A 22528-nucleotide genomic window follows, 5' to 3' on the forward strand; every position below is an offset into this window, starting at 1 on the left:
ACTTCGGCGATACAGTTGCAAACCGCGCTGTATCGTCCGGGCACATCAGAGCAGGAAGTCGCCAGTGGTGAACTGGTACCCCGCCGCCTGGGTAGTGACCTCGATCGACAGGTCGGCCATGCCGTCGCCGTTGAGGTCCGCCTCGACCAGCCAGGCAGTGCCGTCGCCGGGGACGCGGAGCTGCCCGGCCACGCCACCGAAGCTGCCCGCGCCGATGAACGCCAGCGCGCTGTCGATCCGGCTCAGATCGAGCACGTCGCCCGCCGCGAAGTCGGTGACATGGTCGCGCGCGCCGAGCGCCGTCTCGCCGAACACGAAGCGGTCGTTGCCGGCGCCGCCGGTGAGCAGGTTGGCGCCCCAGCCCCGCCAGCACGTCGTCGAAGCCCGAGCCCACGATATTCTCGATCGAGACCAGCGTGCCGGTGTCCGCACGCGCCTGTTCTGGTCCTCGAACCATCAGGTCGACGTCGACGGCCGCGGCATGGCTTCTGTTTTGCGCAAGGGCTTGCCCGAAATAGCTCCCAAGGCGAACCATGCCGGAAAGGCGCAGCGGCGGCGCATCTGACCACGCCGCCGCCGCGGTGCTCAACGGAGCGAATAGGCAGTCATTATCGTGCCGGTCCCGAGTTGCGGGACCACGATCAGCTTCCCGTCAGGCGAGAGCGCGAGTTGGCCCGGCGTTGATGCCGACCAGACAGTCGCATGCGTGCTCAGCGAAACCGCGTAAACCTTGGCGGTGGTCGAGAAGAACAGCAGATTGTCGGTCACTATCATGTTGCCTACGAACTGCTCGCCGGCTGGCAGCGGCCACGACCAGCGAACCTTTCCGTCGTCCTCGCCGATCGCATCGAGTTGCCCCTGGGTGTTGCTGCCGGCGAAGAGGACGCCGTTCCCCAGTGCGGGCGCGATATTGTAGCTGTTCGCGGTACGCCAAGCGACCTGCCCGGCGTCGAGATCGTAGCTCACCAGCGGAAAGGCAATGGGGTAGGTGCCCATGCCACTTCCTGAATAGGCGATGGCGTTCTTGCGCGCACCCAGTATAGGGCCGCCGGCATAGGAATAGCCGTTCCATTGCCAGAAGGGATCGGCGATGCTCTTCACCAGCGAGCCATCCGTGCGCCGGAATACGTCCAGTCCGCCGGAATAATAATAGACATATTGGTCGTCCGCTGCCGGAGTCTCCCCGTCCCACACGCGCCCTCCGCTGCCATTCGCTGTCCAGCGCGTCGTGCCGTCGTCGAGATTGTAGCCGTAGACGACGTTGCCGTAATAGCCCGACGCCAGATAGAGCTCGCGATCAATGACGGTCGGCTGCGCGAATTGCGACCATTGCGCAGCGAACAGCATGTTGCGGACGAACTGGCCGTTGGTCGCACCGAGCGTCACGATCCGATTGTCGCTGGAAGACGTACTCATGGTGACTACATGCACTTGGTCGCCGGCCACGGCCGGCCCGCCCGCGCTGTGGATCTGACCGATGTCATAGTTCCAGCGTTGCGTGCCGTTCGCGCTGTTCAACGCATGGACGCTGGTTAACCCCGTCGACGAGACGCGGGTGACGAACAGGCTGTCGCCCTTCGCCGCGATCGGGCGGAAGGATTGGGTGCCCGCGGGGGACCATTCCCAGGCCTTGACGATCTTTTGCGGGTCGAACGTCGCATGGACGAAGCCGGTGTGCGCGGGCGTGCGCTGGAACGTCCCCCAGTCGAGCAGCTTGACGTCGAGCGTGTAACGGAAGGTCTGGGTCGAGCCCGGATAGACTTCGTTGCAGGCCTGATCGCGGCACAGGCGGAAGGTCACGTCACCGGTCCGGTTCTCCGCGCTCAGCCCGCGCAGGCTGCTGAGCTTGACGGCATAGCTCTTGCCCGTCTGGACGATGTCGCCGTCCTGCGTCAGCACGGCGGCATCGAAGCCAATCTTGGGATAGATCGGGTCACTGGTGCTGCCGCTATAGGTAGCGGTGAAGGCGAAGGCGGCGCGGGAATCGGTCTCCGACGCCACCTGCGTTTGCGCGGCGGTATCGAGCGTCACCGATAGCGTCGGAATTGCCGGCGGCTGGACGACCGTGCCGCCCCCTCCGCCGCCGCCCGCGCTATTCCCCCCGCCACCCGAACACGCCGCGAGCAGACCCAAGCCGATCACCGGAAACACGCGCCGCATCAATCCCCCCGAATTCATCAATAAACGAACAGAAATTATTCTGATCACGCGCAAATAATCGCAGCTATTCCATCCATGCAACGACTTTTGCCTCCGTCCTCCGGCGCGTTTCCGGACATGCCCGATACCGCCCAGGCATCGAGACTGATCGCGCGGGTTCCGTGCCCACCCCTCGCATCTCGCGGCTCCGCACCCTATCTCCCCTCTGGAATCCCCTTCAGAACAAAGCTAGAACTCCACGCATGGCACTCACGACAATCTCCGTCCGCGGCGCGCGCGAGCACAACCTCAAGGGCGTGGACATCGACATCCCGCGCGATACGCTGACGGTGATCACCGGCCTGTCGGGCTCGGGCAAATCCTCGCTCGCGTTCGACACCATCTATGCCGAGGGGCAGCGCCGCTACGTCGAGTCGCTCAGCGCCTATGCGCGCCAGTTCCTCGAGCTGATGCAGAAGCCCGACGTCGATCATATCGAGGGCCTCTCCCCCGCCATCTCGATCGAGCAGAAGACCACCAGCCGCAACCCGCGCTCGACGGTCGCCACCGTCACCGAGATCTACGACTACATGCGCCTGCTCTGGGCGCGCGTCGGCGTGCCCTATTCGCCGGCCACGGGCCTTCCGATCGCCGCGCAGACCGTCAGCCAGATGGTCGACCGCGTCCTCGCGCTCCCCGAAGGCACGCGCCTGCTCCTCCTCGCCCCCGTCGTCCGCGGCCGCAAGGGCGAGTATCGCAAGGAGCTTGCCGAATGGCAGAAGGCGGGTTTCCAGCGCGTCCGCATCGACGGCGAGACCTATCTGATCGAGGACGCCCCCGCGCTCGACAAGAAGTACAAGCACGACATCGAGGTGGTGGTCGACCGGCTGGTGGTCCGCCCCGACATCGCCACGCGGCTGGCGGAGAGCTTCGAGCAGGCGCTCAAGCTCGCCGAGGGGCTGGCCTATGTGGACCTGGTGGACACCACCGTCGCCGAGCTGACCGGCAGCGGCTCCGGCGCTCCCCTCCCGCTTGCGGGAGGGGTCGGGGGAGGGGCCGTCCGCGAGATGCCCCAGACGTTCGTGGCGGAGGGAGATGCCCCCTCCCCTAACCCTTCCCGCGAGCGGGAGGGGAACCTCAAAGGCGCCGGCATCCCCGCCAACCGCATCGTCTTCTCCGAGAAGTTCGCCTGCCCCGTCAGCGGCTTCACCATCGCCGAGATCGAGCCCCGCCTCTTCTCGTTCAACGCCCCGCAGGGCGCCTGCCCGGCGTGCGACGGCCTCGGCGAGAAGCTCGAGTTCGACGAGGACCTCGTCGTCCCCAACCATGATCTCAGCATCAAGAAGGGCGCGATCGTCCCCTGGGCCAAGTCCAACCCGCCCTCGCCCTATTATATGCAGGTGCTCGGCTCCCTCGCGCGCGAGTTCGGCTTCAGCCTCGAGACGCCGTGGAAGGACCTGCCCGGCGAGGTCCGACTCATCATCCTCCACGGCACCGGCGGCAAGCCCGTCACGCTCACCTTCGTCGACGGCCGCAAGAGCTACGACGTGCGCAAGCCGTTCGAGGGCGTGATCGGCAACCTCAACCGCCGCATGCTCCAGACCGAGAGCGCGTGGATGCGCGAGGAGCTGTCGAAGTACCAGGCCGCGCACCCCTGCGAGACCTGCGGCGGCGCGCGCCTCAAGCCCGAGGCGCTCGCGGTCAAGGTCGCGGGCGAGGACATCAGCCACGCCACCCGCCTCTCGGTGGTCGATGCGCTCGCCTGGTTCCAGAAGCTCCCCGCCACGCTCACCGATCAGCAGCGCGAGATCGCCCGCGCGATCCTCAAGGAGATCGACGAGCGGCTCGGCTTCCTCAACAATGTCGGGCTCGATTATCTCAACCTCGATCGCACCAGCGGCACGCTGTCGGGCGGCGAGAGCCAGCGCATCCGCCTCGCGAGCCAGATAGGTTCGGGACTGTCGGGCGTTTTGTACGTATTGGATGAGCCGAGCATCGGCCTCCACCAGCGCGACAACGACATGCTGCTCGCCACCCTCAAGCGGCTGCGCGATCTCGGCAACACCGTGCTCGTCGTCGAGCATGACGAGGACGCGATCCGCACCGCCGACTATGTCATCGACATGGGGCCGGGCGCCGGCGTCCACGGCGGCGAGGTGGTGGCGCAGGGCACGCTCGACCAGCTGCTCGCCTCCACCGGCAGCGTCACCGCAGACTATCTCAACGGCACGCGCGAAGTCCCCCTGCCGGCCAAGCGCCGCAAGGGGACGGGCAAGAAGCTAACCGTCCACAACGCCACCGCGAACAATCTGCGCGGCGTCACCGCCAGCCTGCCGCTCGGCACCTTCACCTGCATCACCGGCGTCTCGGGCTCGGGCAAGTCGAGCTTCACGATCGACACGCTCTACGCCGCCGCCGCGCGCCAGCTCAACGGCGCGCGCATGCTCGCGGGCAAGCACGAGAAGATCACCGGGCTCGAGCATTGCGACAAGGTGATCGACATCGACCAGTCGCCGATCGGCCGCACCCCGCGCTCGAACCCGGCGACCTACACCGGCGCCTTCACCAACATCCGCGACTGGTTCGCCGGCCTGCCCGAGGCGCAGGAGCGCGGCTACAAGCCCGGCCGCTTCAGCTTCAACGTCAAGGGCGGCCGCTGCGAGGCGTGCCAGGGCGACGGCGTGCTCAAGATCGAGATGCACTTCCTGCCCGACGTCTATGTCACCTGCGACGTCTGCCACGGCCAGCGCTACAACCGCGAGACGCTGGAAGTGAAGTTCAAGGGCAAGAGCATCGCCGACGTGCTCGACATGACGGTCGAGGACGCCGTCGAGTTCTTCAAGGCGGTCCCGCCAATCCGCGACAAGATGGCGATGCTGGCCGAAGTCGGCCTCGGCTACGTCAAGGTCGGCCAGCAGGCGACCACGCTCTCGGGCGGCGAGGCGCAGCGCGTCAAGCTCGCCAAGGAACTCAGCCGCCGCGCCACCGGCCAGACGCTCTACATCCTCGACGAGCCCACCACCGGCCTCCATTTCGAGGACGTGCGCAAGCTGCTCGAAGTGCTCCACGCGCTGGTCGAGCAGGGCAACACCGTGGTGGTGATCGAGCACAATCTCGACGTCATCAAGACCGCCGACTGGATCCTCGACCTGGGCCCCGAAGGCGGCGTCAAGGGCGGCGAGATCGTGGCGGAAGGCACGCCCGAGCAGGTGGCGAAGGAGCCGCGCAGCTATACGGGGAAGTATCTGGCGCCGCTGCTGGAGAAGGGCGCGCGGAAGGTGAGCGTGGCGGCGGAGTGAAGGAGAACCAATCACTTGCGGTATAAAACGTACGTGCTAGGCATTCGATGGGGGATGCTTTCGCATGGCAATCGAGACGACCGAGAATGACATCAAGGAGCGCCTGTCTATTGGCTACGTTGCGCTCGTTTCCGCACGGGCAGGATGTCAAGTACTAGAAATCCCAGTCGATCGTGAGTCTTGCGACATTGAAATTCGCCCTGTTGCGGGCGCTCCCGTTCGTATTGATGTCCAGTTGAAGGCAACAGTGAACCTTGTTCACACGGATGACATGGTAAGCTTCGCGCTAGACGTAAAGAATTACAATGACCTTTGCGCGACACGCGTCGCTAATCCGCAGTATCTTGTTGTATTGGATTTGCCGGACGACAGCGAACAATGGCTTTCCGCTGACGCGAACGAACTCGTATTTAAGCGTTGCGCATTTTGGCTTAGCTTAAAAGGGCAACCGCGCAGCGATAACGTCGCCACGAAAACAGTTCACATACCAAAGGATCAAGTTTTCAATCCTGAGAGTCTCACAAATATAATTATGGAGCGGTTTGCCCAGCTCGAAGAACAGGGTGATGCAGCATGACGCGCGGTCACAAAGCTCGGGGCGAAAGCTTAAAGGCGCTTAGCCCAGCTATTTTGCGCTCCTTTCTGCTCGCCAGCGGCTTTGATCGGCGCGGGCGTTGGGGGGAATTTGAAGAGCGATTCACCTATGCGCATGGCGACAGGAAGATCGAAGTCCTACTTCCAATCTCCTTTGACTTGGCTGACTACACACGTCGCGTAGCTGCGCTCTTATATGACGTTGGGCATGCCCTCGATCTCGATCAAACACAAATTCTACGAAATATTGAGCTATCATCGTACGACGTAGTTCGCATTAAGGCCCATGACGGCGCTGCGGCATCGAGCATACGTTTTGAGGAAGCTGTTGAGCTTCTTGAAAATGGGTTTGAGTTGATTGCCTCGGCAGCGACCACGGCGGCTTTGGATGAGCCTCGCTCCATTCTGAGGGGCAGGCGCCCGGATGAAGCTCGTGAATATCTTGAGACGGTTAGAATGGGACAGACCGAGGTAGGAAGTTTCATTCTAACGCTGTTGCTTCCAGTCACTGCAGAAAATAATGCTCCCGCCTTGCCCGATGCGCCTCCCAGACTTTTCGGCAGAAATGTCTCGAATCGATTGGCAGTAGCGCTCTCAGCGTCGCGCCACGCGATTCAAGAAGCTCGAGCCAGCGGGAGCGGTGTTTTTATAGAAGCTGTAGACGATGGAGTTACGGCCAATTTCTGCTCCGCTTTAGCATCGATGTTGAAGACCGCAGGAGATCTGACAGTACGGATCGATCATGGCTTGCAAGACGAAGATACGCATCCGGCGGCGAGAGTAGCCTTTACTAGGGACGATATTCGCCACTTGTCTGAGGGAGCTTCTATCTTAGCCAACAAGCCAAATGCTCGTCCGGTTGCCTTGTCGGGCGTAATAGTAGCGCTGCGTGAAGCCAGCCTCCGGCGCCCTGGCACGTTGACACTTAAGGCTGAGGTTGATGAGCAGCCGCACTCGGTGCGCATCCCATTTTCGAGAGGGGAACGCGACATCGTCATTGAGGCATTCCGGAACAAAATTGACTGCACATTGGAGGTGAGTGGATCTTTAGTTAAAAAGGGCGCACAGTTTGCGCTCGAAAATCCGCATAGCTTCCGTATTAATAAAATGGGCGAATGAGACTTGGAAACAATCCTAAGTCAATTATAGGATACGGTAACAGCGCACTAAATAAAGCGGCAATTGCGTGTCGCCCGAAAGTTCATTCGGCGGCGAGCACCACCGGGTGGTCCGCCTGCGCCGCCGCATAGGCGAGCACCGCGCGCACATCATCCTCGCTGAGATAGGGGAAGTCTGCCGCGATCTCGGCCGGGCTCGCGCCTCCGGCAAGCATCTCGAGCACATCGGTCACCCGCACGCGTGTTCCAGCGACGACGGGCCGACCGCCGCAAACCTGCGGGTCCACCGAAATCCGAGGAAAGCCGGCGAGCGTCATCGCATCAAGATGTGCGCAATCTGCGAAAATCGCAACTTCTCCGCCGCTGGCCACATGCGATCATGCCGCGTAGCTTCCCGCACGCCCCACCTTCCCACCAACCCGCCCATTTCGGCCACGGCGGCAGCGCGTCGACCGAGCCCGAGTTCACGGGCCCAGAATGGTACGCCGCGTATGCCGAGCCCCACGCCGCGGACGGGGCCGAGGGGCGACTGGTGTCGCAGTACAGCTTCGATGCGAGCTGGGACTCGTGGGAGGTCCACCCGCACGGCGCCGAGTTGGTGATCGTCACCGCCGGCAGCCTGACGCTGGAACGCTCAGCCAAGTCCACGGCCTCCGCGTCCTCTGCGCCTCTGCGCGAATCACCTCCGCGTCTCCGCGCCTCCGCGTGAACCAATCGCTTCCTTCCCCGGCCCCTCTCCATAACCGTAAGAACAAACACAGAACTTTTCACTTTCCTACAGCCCCCGTTCCGGCATATCTGAATGGTCCTCGACGCGAGACGGGAGGACCACAGCCATGAACGCGCAGACCGGAACCACAAGCGAGATCGCAGCCGGAATCACCGCCGAGATCGTCACCGATTACCCGCCCTTCGATCCCGCCACCTTCGATCATGCCGCCTATCACGGCTTCCGCCCCGCCCCCGGCGCCACGCGGCACGAGGGCTGGATCCCGGCGCGGCAGCGCATCTTCCTCGAGGCGCTGTCCGAAGGACGCACCGTGTCGCAGGCCTGCGCGATCGTCGGCCTTTCGAAACAGTCCGCCTATGCGCTGCGCCATTCGGCGCGCGGCGCCGGCTTCGCGCTCGGATGGGATGCGGCGGTGCTCGTCTCGCGCGCGGCGCTGGCCGACGAGCTGATGGAGCGCGCCTTCCAGGGCACGCACGATAGCACCACCGACGATAACGGCCGCATCGTCACGCGCCACCGCCAGGACAATCGCCTCGCGCTCGCGATGCTCAACCGGCTCGATCGCATGGCTGATGGTGCGAAGGCGCCCGGCACGGCCGCGGCGGCGCGGCTGGTCGCCACCGATTTCGCGCAATATCTCGATCTGGTCGGCCGCGATGCCGGGCCGGCGCGCGCGGGCGTGTTCCTGGGCGCGCGGGTCGAGCCCGCCGGCGAGGACGATCTCGCGCCGATCCGCGCGCTCGCCCGCGCCGATCGCTGGCTGCGAACGCACAGCGATATCGCCGAGCCGCTCGACACGTCGGACCTCGATCCCGCCGCGCGCGAGCATTGGAGCAGCGAGCAATGGCTGCGCGCCGAAGCCGCCGGGCTGGTCGCCCTCGCGCCCGCCGAGACCCGCGAATCGAGTCAAGCGGAGTCAACCGCCGGCGGCGGCGCAAGCCTCGAGCCGGGGCACGCCGGCAATCCCGTCTGGTGGGACCCGCAGGACAAGGATTGGCGCACGCGCTTCGCCCCGCCCGAGGGTTTCGCCGGCAGCGAGGACGGCGCCTATGGCGACGACGACTACAGCCGCACGCTCACCGCGGCCGAACATGCCCTGATCGAAACGATCTGCGAGCAGGACACGGCGGCGTTGCACCGGGCCGGAGCGGAGGAGCGCGACGCCTGGTTCGCGGCGCGGGCGCGGGAGGCCGCCGGCGGGGGCGGCGGCTCCGGCGAGGCAGAGCCCGCCGGTGCGTGCGATCCGCCAGCCCCTGCGCCATGAGCCGCTGGCCTTGCGGATCGCGCACCGGCTCCCCACATGGGCTTTCAGCAGGGCGCCGGCCGCACCGGCCCGTCGTTCCCCCGCACGTCGCGGGAACCTTTGCGCCCCCAGCTTCATTTCGCTCTCTGCATGGCCGGCGCCGTCCGGCGGCCGTCGTGCATCCAAAGGGAGCGGCATTCCGTCGCCCGCCGGCACGCATCCCGCGCCGCGGCGGCACTACAACGAGAACAGAAACAGGAAATAAATGAACTTCTTCACGCAGATCCACGAAACCCAGATCACTCGCCGTGCCCGTCAGCCGCGCGCTGCCGGCAAGGCCAGGAACAAGGCCGCCAAGGCCATCGTGCCGCTCCACCGGCGGCTCTTTCCCGTCGATCAGTCGCAGCCGGCGCGTGCCCGCGCCGTCGCCCGCGCCGCAGTGCGCGAGGTGCTCGGCTGATCGCGTCCTCTCCTCGAGAAGCGGCCGTCGCCTTGCGCATGGGGGCCCGTGCCCCCACATTGCGCGGGCTACAGTCGCAATCAGACGGTCTTTGGCGCTTTGCGGCTCCTTCTTCCTTCTCCTCGCCTCGGCAGCACGAGGTTCGCCCGCACTTGGGCGCGCCGATCATTGAAGGAAGATATCCATGAGCTCCATCCAGGGCACCGTTAAGTTCTTCAACGCCGACAAGGGCTATGGCTTCATTGCCCCCGACAACGGCGGTCAGGACGCGTTCGTCCACATCACCGCGGTCGAGCGCGCAGGCCTGCGCACGCTCGATCAGAACCAGCGTGTCAGCTACGACCTCGAGGCGGACAAGCGCGGCAAGATGGCCGCGGTCAACCTCCAGGCCGAATAACATAACGAAGGGCGGCGCCACCGGGCGTCGCCCTTTTCCTTGCCAGGGAGACGCAGATGACGAAGCTCGCCGAATCCTATCGCGAATATGCCGCCAAGGCGCAGGCCGATGCGGATGCCTCGACGCTCAACAACGTCCGCGAGCGCAACCTGCGCGCCGCCGAAGCCTGGCTCCAGATGGCCGACCGCAGCGAACGCACCGAGCGCGCCCGCGCGATCCGCGAAGGCGCCGCGACCGCGGCGTCGGCTCCCGCCTGATCCCCGCGCTCGGCCTGACGGCGGTGCTCGTCGCCGCGGTGTCGATCACGATCAGCGTGGTCGCGCTGCGGCGCCGTGAGTCGCGCCGCTCGCACCGCACCCATTACCGCGGCCGCCGCCAGATCCTCGCCTTCCGCCGCCCGCGCCGCTAGCCGACGCGGTTGGCGACCAGGTCGTCGACCACCGCCGGATCGGCCAGCGTCGACGTATCGCCCAGGCTCGAGACGTCCCCCTCCGCGATCTTGCGCAGGATCCGCCGCATGATCTTGCCCGAGCGGGTCTTGGGCAGCCCCGGCGCGAACTGGATCGCGTCGGGCGTGGCGATCGGCCCGATCTCCTGGCGCACCCAGTCGCGCAGTTCCTTGCCCAGCCCCTCGTCGGCAGTCACGCCGCTGTTGAGCGTCACATACGCGTAGATGCCCTGCCCCTTGATGTCGTGCGGCATGCCGACCACCGCCGCCTCGGCCACCTTGGGATGGAGCACCAGCGCGCTCTCGACCTCGGCGGTGCCCATGCGGTGGCCCGAGACGTTGATCACGTCGTCGACCCGGCCGGTGATCCAGTAATAGCCGTCCTCGTCGCGGCGGCAGCCGTCGCCGGTGAAATATTTTCCCGGATAGGTGGTGAAATAGGTCTGGAAGAAGCGGTGGTGGTCGCCCCAGACGGTGCGCATCTGCCCCGGCCAGCTCCGTGCGATGACCAGGTTCCCCTCGGTCGCGCCGTGGAGGACATTGCCCTCGCTGTCGACGATCTGCGGATCGACTCCCGGGAAGGGCACCGTCGCCGATCCGGGCTTGAGCGCAGTCGCGCCGGGCAGCGGCGTGATCATGTGCCCGCCGGTCTCGGTCTGCCACCAAGTGTCGACGATCGGGCAGCGCCCCTCGCCAACGATTTCATGGTACCAGCGCCACGCCTCCGGGTTGATCGGCTCGCCGACCGTGCCGAGCAGCTTGAGCGACTTGCGGCTGGTGGCGGCGACGAATTCGTCCCCCTCCCGCATCAGCGCGCGCAGCGCCGTGGGGGCGGTGTAGAGGATCTCGACCTGATGCCGGTCGACCACCTGCCAGATACGGCTCGCGTCGGGCCAGTTGGGCACGCCCTCGAACATCAGCGTCGTCGCGCCGTTCGCCAGCGGGCCGTAGACGATATAGCTGTGCCCGGTGACCCAGCCGATGTCGGCCGCGCACCAATAGACCTGGCCCGGCCGGTAGTCGAAGACCAGCTCATGGGTGAGCGCCGCCCAGAGCAGATAGCCCCCCGAGCTGTGCAGCACGCCCTTGGGCTTGCCGGTCGAGCCCGAGGTATAGAGGATGAACAGCGGGTCCTCCGCCCCCATCGGCTCGGCGGGGCAATCGGCCGAGACCTGAGCGGCCGCTTCGTGGTACCAGACGTCGCGGCCGGGCTGCATCGCCACTTCGCCCCCGGTCGCCTTGACGACGACGACCTTGCGGAGCGCAGGCGCATGCGAAGCGGCGATGTCGACATTGGCCTTGAGCGGCACGCGCTTGCCGCCGCGCCGCCCCTCGTCGGCGGTGATCACCACCGCGGAGTCGCAGTCGGTGATGCGGTTGGCCAGGCTGTCGGGCGAGAAGCCGCCGAACACCACCGAATGGATCGCGCCGATCCGCGCGCAGGCGAGCATCGCGAACGCCGCCTCGGGGATCATCGGCATGTAGATGGTCACCCGGTCGCCCTTGGCCACGCCCTCGGCCCTGAGCACATTAGCGAAGCGGCACACTTCCTGGTGGAGCTGGAGATAGGTGTAGCGCTTCGGCGCCTCGCCAGGTTCGTCGGGCTCCCACAGGATCGCAGTGTCGTTGCCGCGGCTCGCGAGGTGCCGGTCGATGCAATTGGCGGCGACGTTGAGCCTGCCGTCGGCGAACCAGTTGATGTGGAAATCGCGCTCGTCGAACGACCAGTCGCCAGCCATCTCCGGCCGCTTGATCCAGTCGAGCCGCCGCGCCTGCTCCAGCCAGAAGCTCCCCGGATCGGCGATGCTGCGCCCATGCAGCCTGGCATAGCCCTCCGCATCCACTCGGGCCTCGCGGGCCCATTGCTCGGGAACGGGGTACAGGCTGTCGGACATCGCGCTCTCCTCGCGGCGGTTTCTAGGAGCGCCGGCGGGGGCTCCGCAAGGCCGGTGGAACGCCTGCGTTACAAGTTGCGACAAAATTTCGATGGAACTCGTTGCCTATCCGAATCATCTTGCACGTCATGGCCCGAAGCGCGCTGACTCTGAGCGTCCCGCTCCCGCTGCTGCTGCTCGCAGCCTGTACGAGCGGGCCCGACTACCGCCCCCGCAGCCCCGCCGAGCTGGGCGTGCCGGCCGCCTATTCGGTCCCCGCCGACCAGCGTGCGCGCGAAGACCTGACACGCTGGTGGAACAAGTTCGACGACCCGACCCTCGGCTCGCTGATCGAGCGCGCCCAGGCCGCCAACCTCGATCTCGCCCAGGCTGTCGTCCGGCTGCGCCAGGCGCGCGAGTCGCTGATCCAGCAGCGATCGGACCTCTTCCCCAGCGTCAGCGCGTCGGGTGGCTATTCGCGCAGCCAGCGGATCACCGGCTCGGGCGGGGGCAGCGACAATTTCTCGATCGGCGCGGACGCCAATTATCAGGTCGACCTGTTCGGCGGGGTGCGCCGGGGCGTAGAAGCGGCGCGCGCCGATTACGAAGCCACGGGCTACGACTATGCCACCGTGCTGCTCTCGATCGAGGCGGAGACGGCGCGCAACTATGTCCTCGCCCGCGCCACGCAGGCCCAGCTCGCCAATGCGCGCGAGTCGCTGGCGATCCAGGACGACAACCTCCAGATCGCCCAGTGGCGCGTCCAGGCGGGGCTGGTCTCGTCGATCGACGCCGAGCAGGCGCGCGCCTCGCGGGCGCAGACCGCCGCCTCGATTCCCTCGCTAGAGGCCAATTACAACGGCTTCGTCTCGCGCCTCGGTGTTCTCACCGGCCAGGCGCCCGGCGCGCTCAAGGCCGAGCTCGCCGCGGCCAGGCCGATCCCCCGCGGCCCCGCCAGCGTCGCCACCGGCATCCCGGCCGAGGCGCTGCGCCAGCGCCCCGACATCCGCGCCGCCGAGCGCAACCTCGCCTCCGCCACCGCGCGGATCGGCGTCGCCACGGCGCAGCTCTATCCCTCGCTCGGCATCGGGGGCAGCATCGATGCCGGCGCCAGCGCGCTCGACGCGATCTTCGACGCGATCACCGGGCGGCTGTTCGCCAACATCGCCCAGACGATCTTCGACGCGGGCCGCACCCGCAGCCAGGTCCGTTCGGCCCAGGCCGCCGCCGACGGTGCCTTTCTCGGCTACAAGCAGACCGTGCTGACCGCGCTCGAGGACATCGAGAACGCGATCGTCGACCTCAACGCTGCGCACCAGCGCGAGGCGCAGTTCCGTATCGCCTATGAGGCGGCGAACAACCAGGCGATCCTCGCGCGGATGCAATATCGCTCGGGCCTCACCGACTTCCTGTCGCTCAACCAGGCCGAAAGCGCGCTGCTCTCGGCGCGCAACGGCATCGTCCAGGCGCAGTCGGACGAAGCGACCGCGCTGATCGCTCTTTACGCCGCGCTCGGCGGCGGCTGGGACAGCAACACCATTCCCCGGGCCCCCAATCCGGCCCCCACCCCTGCAGGCAGCACCGCCGATGGCAACTGATCCGAACAACAATCTCAGCGACTTCCTCGGCACGCCGGCGCGGCCGTGGTGGCGGCGCTGGCTCAAGTGGATCATCATCGGCGTGGTGGCGCTGCTCGCGCTGCTGCTGCTCTCGCGGGTGCTGTTCGGCGGGGCGACGGCCACGCAATATTCGACCGAGGAAGTCGAGCGCGGCAATCTGACCGTCACCGTCTCAGCCACCGGAAAGCTCGCGCCCACCAATCAAGTCGAAGTCGGTTCCGAGCTTTCGGGCCTGGTCGAGACGGTAACCGTCGACGTCAACGATCGCGTGGTGAAGGGGCAGCCGCTCGCCGTGCTCGATACTTCGCGGCTCGACGACCAGATCGCCCAGAGCCAGGCGGCGCTCGACGCCAATCAGGCGCAGGTCGGCCAGGCTCAGGCGACCGTCGCCGAATCGCGCGCGCAGCTCGCCCGGCTCGAGGAAGTCAGCCGCCTCTCGGGCGGACGGGTCCCCGCCAAGGTCGAGATGGAGCAGGCCCGCGCCGCCGCGCAGCGTGCGGTTGCCTCGCTGCGCGCCGCCCAGGCCAATGTCGTGTCCGCACGCGCGGCACTTTCCTCTGCCCAGACGCAGCGCTTCAAGGCGGTCATCCGCTCGCCCGTCAACGGCGTGGTGCTCGCCCGCCAGGTCGAGCCGGGACAGACCGTCGCCGCCTCGTTCAACACGCCGACGCTGTTCGTGATCGCCGAGGACCTGTCGGCGATGGAGCTCCAGGTGGCGATCGACGAGGCCGACGTCGGCTCGGTCAAGGATGGCCAGCTCGCCAGCTTCACCGTCGACGCCTTTCCCGGCGAGACCTTCCCGGCGACGATCACCCGCGTCGACCTCGGCTCGAACCTTTCGGCGCAGAGCAGCACCGCGAGCAGCACCGCGACCACGGCCAATCAGGTCGTCTCCTATGCCGCCATCCTCAGCGTCTCGAACGCCGACCAGAAGCTGCGTCCCGGCATGACCGCGACCGCGGAGATCATCACCCAGTCGAAGCCCAACGTCCTGCTCGTCCCCAATGCAGCGCTCCGCTTCCGCCCGGCAGCGAACGGCGAGGCGGCCAACGGCCAGGGCGGCGGCGGGATCGCCGGCGCGCTCGTCCCGCGGGGCCGGCGCGGCAATCAGGGTGCCCAGAAGACCGCTACCGTGGCGCGCGGTGCCACCCAGCAGGTCTATGTCCTCGACGACGGCCAGCCCAAGCCCGTCGCGGTCACCACCGGCGACACCAATGGCACCGTCACCGAAATCACCGGCGGCGACCTCAAGCCTGGCATGAAGGTTATCACCGGCCAGCTCGCCGCAGGCGGTACCCAGCGCGGCACCGGCTCGGGCCAGCGTCGCCAGCGCGGCGCGGGCGGCCAGGGCGGCGCGGGCGGCGGCGCCGGTGGTCAAAGCGGCGCAGCCGGCGGCCAGGGCGCGGGCGGTCAGGGCGGCGGGGGAGCCCCGCGTGGCCAGTGAACCGCCCATCATCCAGCTCCGCGGCGTCACCAAGGTCTTTGGTGAGGGCCCTACGGCGTTCCAGGCGCTGAAAGGCGTCGATCTCGACATCCACGCCGGCGATTTCGTCGCGGTCATGGGCCCCTCGGGCTCGGGCAAGTCGACGACGATGAACATCCTCGGCTGCCTCGACGTGCCGACCGGCGGCGAATTCCTGTTCAAGGGCGTCCATGTCGAGCGGCTCGAACGCGACCAGCGCGCGCTGCTCCGCCGCAAATATCTCGGCTTCGTCTTCCAGGGCTTCAACCTGCTCGCGCGCACCTCTGCGCTCGAGAATGTCGAGCTCCCGCTGCTTTATCGCGGCGATCCCCGCGCCGAGCGCCGCGAGACGGCGATGGCCGCACTCGACAAGGTCGGGCTCAAGGAATGGTGGGACCATACTCCCGGCGAGCTCTCGGGCGGCCAGCAGCAGCGCGTCGCGATCGCCCGCGCGATCGTCACCAATCCCGACGTGCTGCTTGCCGACGAGCCGACGGGCAACCTCGACACCGCCCGCTCGATCGAGATCATGGAGCTGCTCTCCGGCCTCAACAAGGAGAGCGGCATCACCGTGCTGATGGTCACGCACGAACCCGACATGGCCGCGTTCGCGCACACCATCGTCCATTTCCGCGACGGGCTGGTCGAACGCGTCGACACCAACCACGCCCGCGGCGAGGTGGTGGCCTAGCATGCTCGGCACCACCTTCATGCTCGCGATCCGTTCGATCCTGCGGCACAAGCTGCGGTCGTTCCTGACCACGCTCGGCATCATCATCGGTGTCGCCGCAGTGGTGGCGATGGTGACGCTGGGCCGGGCGACCACCGTCGCCGCGCAGCAGCAGGTCGCGGCGCTGGGCACCAACATCCTCCAGGTCCGCCCCGGCCAGGGCTTCGGCCGCGGCGGCGGCGGGCCGCGCCCGCCCGACTTCAAGCAGGAGGACGTCGACGCAGTCGCGCGGCAGGTGGCCGGCGTCACTGCCGTCGCGCCCCAGGCGCAATCGACCGGCACTGCCATCTACCAGGGCGCCAACTGGTCGACGACGATCAACGGCACCACCAATGCCTTCTTCCAGGTCCAGCCGTGGCCGCTCGTCTCGGGCCGTACCTTCTCGCGGCAGGAGGAGCTCGCGGGCAAGGCGGTGTGCATCATCGGCAACACCGTGCGCACCAACCTCTTCCGCGGCGGCGAGGCGGTGGGCGCGCGCATCCGCATCAACGGCATCTCGTGCGACGTGATCGGCGCGCTCTCGACTCGCGGCCAGGGCGGCTTCGGCGACCAAGACGACGTCGTCATCATGCCGATCAAGCAGGTCCAGCGCCGCTTTACCGGCAACCGCGACATTCGCCTGATGCTGGTCGGCGTCGATCCCAGCTACGACACCGCCCAGGTGCAGGAATCGATCAAGCAGGTGCTGCGCGAGCGCCGCCGGATCGCGGGGGGCAAGGAAGACGACTTCAACATCTTCGACACTGCCCAGATCAGCCAGGCGCTCACCGGCGTCACCACGCTGCTCACCCAGATCGTCACTGCCGTCGCCGCGATCAGCCTCGTCGTCGGCGGCATCGGCATCATGAACATCATGCTCGTCTCGGTCACCGAGCGCACGCGCGAGATCGGCATCCGCCTCGCAATTGGCGCAGTCGCGAGCGAGGTGCTGATGCAGTTCCTGATGGAGGCAGTGGTGCTCTCGTGCCTCGGCGGGATTATCGGGCTGGTGGTTGCCCAGCTCGTGGTCGTGATCCTCGCACCGCTGATGCAGGTGCAATGGATGTTCGAGCCGCAGATCAACGTCATCGCCTTCCTGGTCTCGGCGCTGATCGGCGTCGTGTTCGGCTATTTCCCCGCCCGCCGCGCCGCCGGGCTCAACCCGATCGACGCCCTCCGGCACGAGTAGGAACTACTTGCCGTCGGTCGGCAGCCCGTAGAGCGCGCGCAGCTCGGCGAGGTCCTCCTGCGTGTCGATATCGACCAGCTCGGCGGGGCTGGTGACCACGTGCCGCCCGGCGAGGATCAGCTCGCGTGCGCCTTCATCGCCTTCGAGCGCGAGCAGCGCGTCATAATGGTCGCTCCCGATCAGCGCCGGCGGCGTCGGGTGCACGCCGTTGCTCGACGCGACCACCGTCGCGGTGCCGTTCGCCGCATCGAACATGCGATAGATGTGCGCCGCCGTGACGCGCGGCATGTCCGCCAGCGCGATCAGCACTGCATCGGCGCCCACCTCGCGCGCCGCCTCGACTCCGTGACACAGCGATCGTGCCTGGCCGAGCGAGGGATCCGGGTTGCGCACCACTTCATAGCCGAGCGCGGCAAAGTCCAGCACCGTGTTCGAGACCACTGCGATCCGCGCCAGGAAGGGGATCTTTTCGAGCGCCGTCACGACGTGAAAGGCCAGCGGCTTGTCGAGGAACGGCTCGGCCAGCTTGTCCCCATCGTTGAATCGCCGCGACCGTCCCGCTGCGAGCAGGATGAGGGCGACCTGTCTAGGCTTGATCATGAAAGCTCCGCACCATCGACGCCGCGATCGACAACGCAATCTCGGCAGGTCCGATCGCACCGATGTCGAGCCCGGCCGGCCCTTCGATCCGCCCCAGACTCTCGGCTGAAACGCCTGCCGCCGCAAGCCGCTCCAGCCGCGCGGCATGGCTGCGGCGCGAGCCGAGCGCGGCGACATAGCCGGTGGGATGTGCGAGCGCGGCGATCAGCGCGGCATCGTCGATCTTGGGGTCGTGGCTCAGCGTCACCACGGCCGTCGCCGGATCGGGCCGCAGCGCCGTCACGGCCTCGTCCGGCCAACGATCGTCGAGCGTTACGCCGGGAAAGCGCTCCTCGGTGAGGAAGCGACCGCGCGGGTCGATCACATGCGTGCGGATGCCCAGCTCGCGCGCGAGCCCGGCAAGCGCCTGGGCGATCTGCACCGCGCCGACGATCATCAGCCGGTGCGGCGGATCGTAGCGATTGACGAAGTCCCCCTCGCTGCCCGGCGCGCTCCGCCCCGTGGCGAAGTCGGTCGCCACGTCGAAAGCATGGCCCGCCGCCCGCGCCGCAGCGATCGCCTCGAACAGCTGCGGATGGAAGCCCTCGGCCGATACCGGCTGCACCAGCACCGCGATCTCGCCGCCGCACGGCAGCCCCACTTCCCAGGCGGCCGCATCGGCGACGCCGTAGCGCTTCACCACCGCGGGCGCGCCGGCGATCACGTCCGCCGCCGTCGTCAAAATATCGGTCTCGACGCACCCGCCGGACACCGATCCCTCGAACCGCCCATCGGCATGGACGAGCATATGGCTCCCGCGCGGCCGCGGCGCCGAGCCCCAGGTCGACACCACCGTGGCGAGCGCCATCGGCGCACCCTTCCACGCCTGCGCCGCCGCCAGCACTCCGTCATTGCCCGACATTTCGTCTCGTTTCCGTCACATACGCCCCCTAGACGCCTGCCCTATGCCGAAACTCGCCACAAGAAGCTTGCTGATCGCCCTGATGTTGCTGGCGCAGGGATGCGCCGGCGTGCGAGAACGCACCATGCCCGTCCATTCTCCCCTCATCGTCATCGCGCACCGCGGTGCCAGCGGCGAACGCCCCGAGCATACGCTGCTTTCCTACGAGCTGGCGATCGAGCAGGGCGCCGACTTCATCGAGCCCGATCTCGTCCCGACCAAGGACGGCGTGCTCGTCGCGCGGCACGAGAACGAGATCTCGGGGACGACCAACGTCGCCGCGCACCCGGAGTTCGCGGACCGGAAGACGACCAAGACGATCGACGGCGAGCAGGTCACCGGCTGGTTCACCGAGGATTTCACGCTCGCCGAGCTGAAGACGCTGCGCGCCCGCGAGCGGCTGCCCCAGCTCCGCCCCGGCAACACCCGCTTCGACGGTCAGGCCGAGATCCCGACCTTCGACGAAGTCATCGCGCTCGCCAAGCGCGCGTCCAGGGCGACCGGGCGCACCATCGGCATCTATCCCGAGACCAAGCACCCCAGCTATTTCGCCTCGATCGGCATGCCGCTCGAGGCACGGCTGGTCGACAAGCTCAAGGCCGTGGGCTGGGATCGCGCCGACGCGCCGGTCTTCATCCAGTCGTTCGAGGTGAACAACCTCAAGCAGCTCAAGACGATGACGCACGTGCGCCTGATCCAGCTCATGTCGGCGAGCGGCGGCCCGGCCGACCATGCCGCGCCCAGCTATGCCGCAATGGCGACCCCCGAAGGGCTGCGCGAGGTGGCGCGCTACGCCTATGGCATCGGCCCCGAGCGCGCGATGATCCTGCCTTCCTCGGGCACCCCCACCAGCCTGATCGCCGATGCGCATGCCGCGGGGCTCAAGGTCCACCCCTGGACCTTCCGCGCCGAGAACTTCTTCCTCTCGCCCGCCTTCCGCAATGGCACGAATCCGGCCGAACATGGTCGGCTCGCCGAAGAAATCCGGTATTTCATCGGATTAGGCATAGATGGCTTCTTCAGCGATTACCCATATATTGGCGTTTCCGCGCGCGCATCGGCCTCCCCGGCGCCCGCCGACTAAAGGGTATTCTGATGCGTAAGCTGCTTCTTCCGTTCGTCGCCGCCCTGCCGTTGCTGACGGGCGGCTGCCTCGCCAAGACCGCCTGGGACGTGGCGACCCTCCCGGTGAAGGCCGGCAGCCAGGTGGTCGACTGGTCCACGACGAGCCAAGAGGAATCGGACCGCAACTACGGCCGCAAAATGCGCGAGAAGGAAGCGCGCGAGGGCAAGGAGCGCCGCGCGCACGAAAAGGAATGCCGCAAGCATCCCGAGAGCTGCGGCGACTATGACGGCTATCGCGCGTCCAACCCGGACTGAGCGCCCAGCACCTGCGCCACCGCGCGCAGCGTCTCGGGCCGCATCTGCACGAACAAATGGCTGCTGCTGATCTCGATGTCGCGGCAGGCGGAGCCCTCGCCTTCGCGGCAGATCAGGCCGTTCACCAGTCCGTCGCTGCGGCTCCAGATCGCCGTCGCGGGTACCGGCAGCGGCCGCGCCGCCTCGGCCAGCCGCGCCTTCACTTGCGGATCTCCGATCTTCTCGCCCGTCAGCCACTCGAACTGACGCCAGACATTGGTCGCAGTCGGCGGGCCGGCGAAGGGCGAGCTGACCGTGATCACTTCGCGCACCAGCTCGGGGTGCCGCTGCGCCACCAGTCGCGCCATGATCCCGCCCAGCGACACGCCGACCAGAGTCACTTTCTGCCCCGTCTCGGCCCGGATCGCCACGATCCGCTCGACCAGCCGCTCGGCCTCGGGGCCTGTCGCGCGCACGCCGAAGTTGCGCCCCAGCGACCAGCCATAGGGCCGATAGCCGAGCCGTCGCAGATAGGCGCGCAGCACCAGGTTCGAACGATCGGAGTTGAACAGCCCGGGCAGCAGCATCACCGGCCGCCCGTCACCCCGCGGCCCCTGCGGCAAGTGCCGCCACTCGGCCGCGAGCCGCGCCAGTCCCCATGCCGCGCGCGGCCATTCGGAGAGCAGCGCGCTCCGCGGCGGCGGAACGTCGGCCGAGGGCGGAATCGCGGGCTTCAGAGCCATTTCATCACGCCGAAGGTGAAAGGCGTCCAGATACCCATCTTCACCCCCGCCTTGCGCAGCCCGGCGCCGGTCCAGTTGTTGCAGGTGTTGAACATATTGTAGTTGCCGGTGCCGGGATAGAAGACGTCGCTGCCGCCATAGCCGCGCACCGGCTCCCCCTCGCCGAAGGTCGCGCGGATGAAGGCGGCGAGCCGGGCATATTCCTCGGGCCGCAGCGTCACCGCGCGAACGTTCCGGCCGGGCCGAGGCTCGTACATCCGCTCGACATGCACCACCGTCTCGCCCACCCCGACCATCGCCTTGACGACGCGGATCGGGTTCAGGTCCCACCAGGTCGGCGTGTTGAGGTAGAAGTCGCGGTCGCCCCATCCGAAGGAAAGATGCGTCGCCGTCGCAGTCGTCGAATCGGCGAAGTCCTGCGGCCGCACGAGGTTCGACCAGCCGTCGGGCTCGGCGAACATCGGCAGCACCAGGTCGGTATGGATGCCGTTGTCGATCACATAGATGCGCACGCCGGCATCGCCGCTGCGCCAGCCGTGGTTCACCGGAATCGCGCCGCCCACCGTGCCCGCCCCCAGATAGAGGAGCACGAGCCCGAGGAGTCCCAGCCCCATCCGCTTGAGAATTCGGATCAATCCGGCCTCCCGTTTCGGCGCTTCGCCGCCCATGCTATGCCATATCCATGGCAGAGCAAACGCATGTGCTGGATCGCCCCCCGGAGGGCGCCGCACCCGACTGGACGATACCGCAGAACTGGAGCGCCTATACGCCCGAGGAACACGCCACCTGGGACCTGCTCTTCGAGCGCCAGGCGAAGCTGCTCCCCGGCCGCGCCGCGCAAGCCTATCTCAACGGCCTCCACGCGCTGCGCCTCTCCGAGTCGGGCATCCCCAATTTCGAGGAGCTGTCGGAGCGGCTGATGCAGCTCACCGGCTGGCAGGTGGTGGCGGTGCCGGGGCTCGTCCCCGACGACGTGTTCTTCGACCATATGGCCAACCGCCGCTTCGTCGCGGGCAATTTCATCCGCCGCCGCGACCAGCTCGACTATATCCAGGAGCCCGACGTCTTCCACGATGTCTTCGGCCATGTGCCGATGCTCGCCGATCCGGTGTTCGCCGACTATCTCGAGGCCTATGGCCGCGGCGGCGTTCGCGCGATGGAGTTGGGCGCGCTCAAGCAGCTCGGCCGGCTCTATTGGTACACGGTCGAGTTCGGGCTGATCGAGGAAGCCGGGGACCTGCGCATCTACGGATCGGGCATCGTGTCGAGCTCGGCCGAGAGCCGCTTCGCACTCGAGGACCCGAGCCCCAACCGCATCCGCTTCGACCTCAAGCGCGTGATGCGCACCGAGTATCGGATCGACGACTTCCAGCAGAATTATTTCGTCATCCCGAGCTTCGACGCGCTGCTCCGCGCCACGGTCGAAACCGACTTCGCACCGCTGTACGAGGAGTTGCTCCAACTCCCGGACATCCCCGTCGCGACGATCCTGCCCGAGGACGACGTGATCACCCGCGGCACGCAGGAATATGCCAACGCGAAGGCGTGAAGCTGCAAACCGTCATCCCCGCGCAGGCGGGGACCCAGGAATCACGAGCGATGTCG

22 protein-coding genes are annotated in these 22528 nt (G+C 67.1%); 14 read left to right on the forward strand and 8 right to left on the reverse strand.

What is annotated here, in order from left to right; genetic code table 11:
• Positions 1–45: 45 nt before the first annotated feature.
• On the reverse strand, positions 46–432 hold the full coding sequence (locus tag J7500_RS01330) for a hypothetical protein (RefSeq protein ID WP_294059318.1): 387 nt from the start codon (positions 430–432) through the stop codon (positions 46–48).
• Positions 433–585: 153 nt separating this feature from the next.
• Positions 586–2160, reverse strand: coding sequence for a PQQ-binding-like beta-propeller repeat protein (locus tag J7500_RS01335; RefSeq protein ID WP_294059319.1), 1575 nt, complete (start codon positions 2158–2160; stop codon positions 586–588).
• 242 nt (positions 2161–2402) lie between these two features.
• Between J7500_RS01335 and uvrA the strand changes: the two genes are divergently transcribed.
• The 3 genes from uvrA (at position 2403) to J7500_RS01350 (ending at position 7151) form a co-directional block, all read left to right on the forward strand.
• Positions 2403–5438, forward strand: a complete 3036-nt coding sequence (gene uvrA, locus J7500_RS01340) for an excinuclease ABC subunit UvrA (RefSeq protein WP_294059320.1) — start codon at positions 2403–2405, stop codon at positions 5436–5438.
• Positions 5439–5502: 64 nt separating this feature from the next.
• Positions 5503–6015, forward strand: coding sequence for a DUF4365 domain-containing protein (locus J7500_RS01345; protein WP_294059321.1), 513 nt, complete (start codon positions 5503–5505; stop codon positions 6013–6015).
• On the forward strand, positions 6012–7151 hold the full coding sequence (locus tag J7500_RS01350; RefSeq protein WP_294059322.1) for a hypothetical protein: 1140 nt from the start codon (positions 6012–6014) through the stop codon (positions 7149–7151). Before J7500_RS01345 ends, J7500_RS01350 begins: the two co-directional genes overlap by 4 nt.
• Before the next feature lie 82 nt (positions 7152–7233).
• Here the strand turns inward: J7500_RS01350 and J7500_RS01355 are convergent, their stop codons facing one another.
• Positions 7234–7467, reverse strand: a complete 234-nt coding sequence (locus J7500_RS01355) for a DUF433 domain-containing protein (protein WP_294059323.1) — start codon at positions 7465–7467, stop codon at positions 7234–7236.
• A gap of 519 nt (positions 7468–7986) precedes the next feature.
• On the opposite strand from J7500_RS01355, the gene J7500_RS01360 reads away from it, so the two are divergent.
• The 4 genes from J7500_RS01360 (at position 7987) to J7500_RS01375 (ending at position 10237) form a co-directional block, all read left to right on the forward strand.
• Positions 7987–9144, forward strand: a complete 1158-nt coding sequence (locus tag J7500_RS01360; RefSeq protein ID WP_294059324.1) for a hypothetical protein — start codon at positions 7987–7989, stop codon at positions 9142–9144.
• 244 nt (positions 9145–9388) lie between these two features.
• The gene (locus J7500_RS01365; protein WP_294059325.1) at positions 9389–9583 is read left to right on the forward strand and encodes a hypothetical protein; all 195 of its coding nucleotides are present in this window, start codon (positions 9389–9391) and stop codon (positions 9581–9583) included.
• Positions 9584–9767: 184 nt separating this feature from the next.
• Entirely contained in the window at positions 9768–9980 is a 213-nt protein-coding gene (locus J7500_RS01370; RefSeq protein ID WP_294059327.1) for a cold-shock protein, read from the forward strand.
• Positions 9981–10036: 56 nt separating this feature from the next.
• Positions 10037–10237 (forward strand): hypothetical protein, encoded by a 201-nt coding sequence (locus J7500_RS01375; protein ID WP_294059328.1) that lies wholly within the window; start codon positions 10037–10039, stop codon positions 10235–10237.
• A gap of 148 nt (positions 10238–10385) precedes the next feature.
• On the opposite strand, the gene acs is transcribed toward J7500_RS01375, so the two are convergent.
• Positions 10386–12323, reverse strand: coding sequence for an acetate--CoA ligase (gene acs / locus J7500_RS01380; protein ID WP_294059329.1), 1938 nt, complete (start codon positions 12321–12323; stop codon positions 10386–10388).
• A 128-nt stretch (positions 12324–12451) separates the two neighbouring features.
• Between acs and J7500_RS01385 the strand changes: the two genes are divergently transcribed.
• The 4 genes from J7500_RS01385 to J7500_RS01400 are packed head-to-tail and all read left to right on the forward strand — an operon-like array spanning position 12452 to position 17281.
• Entirely contained in the window at positions 12452–13900 is a 1449-nt protein-coding gene (locus tag J7500_RS01385; protein ID WP_294059331.1) for an efflux transporter outer membrane subunit, read from the forward strand.
• Positions 13890–15365 carry an efflux RND transporter periplasmic adaptor subunit gene (locus J7500_RS01390; RefSeq protein ID WP_294059333.1) on the forward strand — a complete coding sequence of 492 codons (1476 nt, stop codon included), beginning with the start codon at positions 13890–13892 and terminating at the stop codon, positions 15363–15365. The genes J7500_RS01385 and J7500_RS01390 overlap by 11 nt, the downstream gene beginning before the upstream one ends.
• Positions 15355–16074 (forward strand): ABC transporter ATP-binding protein, encoded by a 720-nt coding sequence (locus J7500_RS01395; protein WP_294059335.1) that lies wholly within the window; start codon positions 15355–15357, stop codon positions 16072–16074. Before J7500_RS01390 ends, J7500_RS01395 begins: the two co-directional genes overlap by 11 nt.
• A 1-nt stretch (position 16075) precedes the next feature.
• Positions 16076–17281, forward strand: coding sequence for an ABC transporter permease (locus tag J7500_RS01400; protein ID WP_294059337.1), 1206 nt, complete (start codon positions 16076–16078; stop codon positions 17279–17281).
• Between the two features lie 3 nt (positions 17282–17284).
• Here J7500_RS01400 and J7500_RS01405 read toward each other — a convergent pair whose 3' ends face one another.
• Together J7500_RS01405 and J7500_RS01410 are read right to left on the reverse strand one after the other, a co-directional pair.
• On the reverse strand, positions 17285–17881 hold the full coding sequence (locus J7500_RS01405; protein ID WP_294059338.1) for a nucleotidyltransferase family protein: 597 nt from the start codon (positions 17879–17881) through the stop codon (positions 17285–17287).
• Entirely contained in the window at positions 17868–18782 is a 915-nt protein-coding gene (locus tag J7500_RS01410; protein WP_294059340.1) for an XdhC family protein, read from the reverse strand. The genes J7500_RS01405 and J7500_RS01410 overlap by 14 nt, the downstream gene beginning before the upstream one ends.
• Before the next feature lie 124 nt (positions 18783–18906).
• Between J7500_RS01410 and J7500_RS01415 the strand changes: the two genes are divergently transcribed.
• Together J7500_RS01415 and J7500_RS01420 are read left to right on the forward strand one after the other, a co-directional pair.
• A complete protein-coding gene (locus tag J7500_RS01415; RefSeq protein ID WP_294059342.1) occupies positions 18907–19905 on the forward strand; it encodes a glycerophosphodiester phosphodiesterase in 999 nt (332 codons plus the stop codon).
• An 11-nt stretch (positions 19906–19916) separates the two neighbouring features.
• Positions 19917–20201, forward strand: a complete 285-nt coding sequence (locus J7500_RS01420) for a hypothetical protein (protein WP_294059344.1) — start codon at positions 19917–19919, stop codon at positions 20199–20201.
• Here J7500_RS01420 and J7500_RS01425 read toward each other — a convergent pair.
• Both J7500_RS01425 and J7500_RS01430 read right to left on the reverse strand, forming a co-directional pair.
• Complete coding sequence (locus tag J7500_RS01425) at positions 20177–20923, reverse strand: alpha/beta fold hydrolase (RefSeq protein ID WP_294059346.1); 747 nt, start codon at positions 20921–20923, stop codon at positions 20177–20179. The two genes, J7500_RS01420 and J7500_RS01425, sit on opposite strands and share 25 nt — an antisense overlap.
• Positions 20914–21558, reverse strand: coding sequence for a TIGR02117 family protein (locus tag J7500_RS01430; RefSeq protein WP_294059348.1), 645 nt, complete (start codon positions 21556–21558; stop codon positions 20914–20916). The genes J7500_RS01425 and J7500_RS01430 overlap by 10 nt, the downstream gene beginning before the upstream one ends.
• Before the next feature lie 47 nt (positions 21559–21605).
• On the opposite strand from J7500_RS01430, the gene phhA reads away from it, so the two are divergent.
• The gene (gene phhA, locus J7500_RS01435) at positions 21606–22472 is read left to right on the forward strand and encodes a phenylalanine 4-monooxygenase (RefSeq protein WP_294059350.1); all 867 of its coding nucleotides are present in this window, start codon (positions 21606–21608) and stop codon (positions 22470–22472) included.
• Positions 22473–22528 lie beyond the last annotated feature (56 nt).

Source organism: Sphingomonas sp., assembly GCF_017744835.1.
GTDB lineage: Bacteria > Pseudomonadota > Alphaproteobacteria > Sphingomonadales > Sphingomonadaceae > Sphingomonas.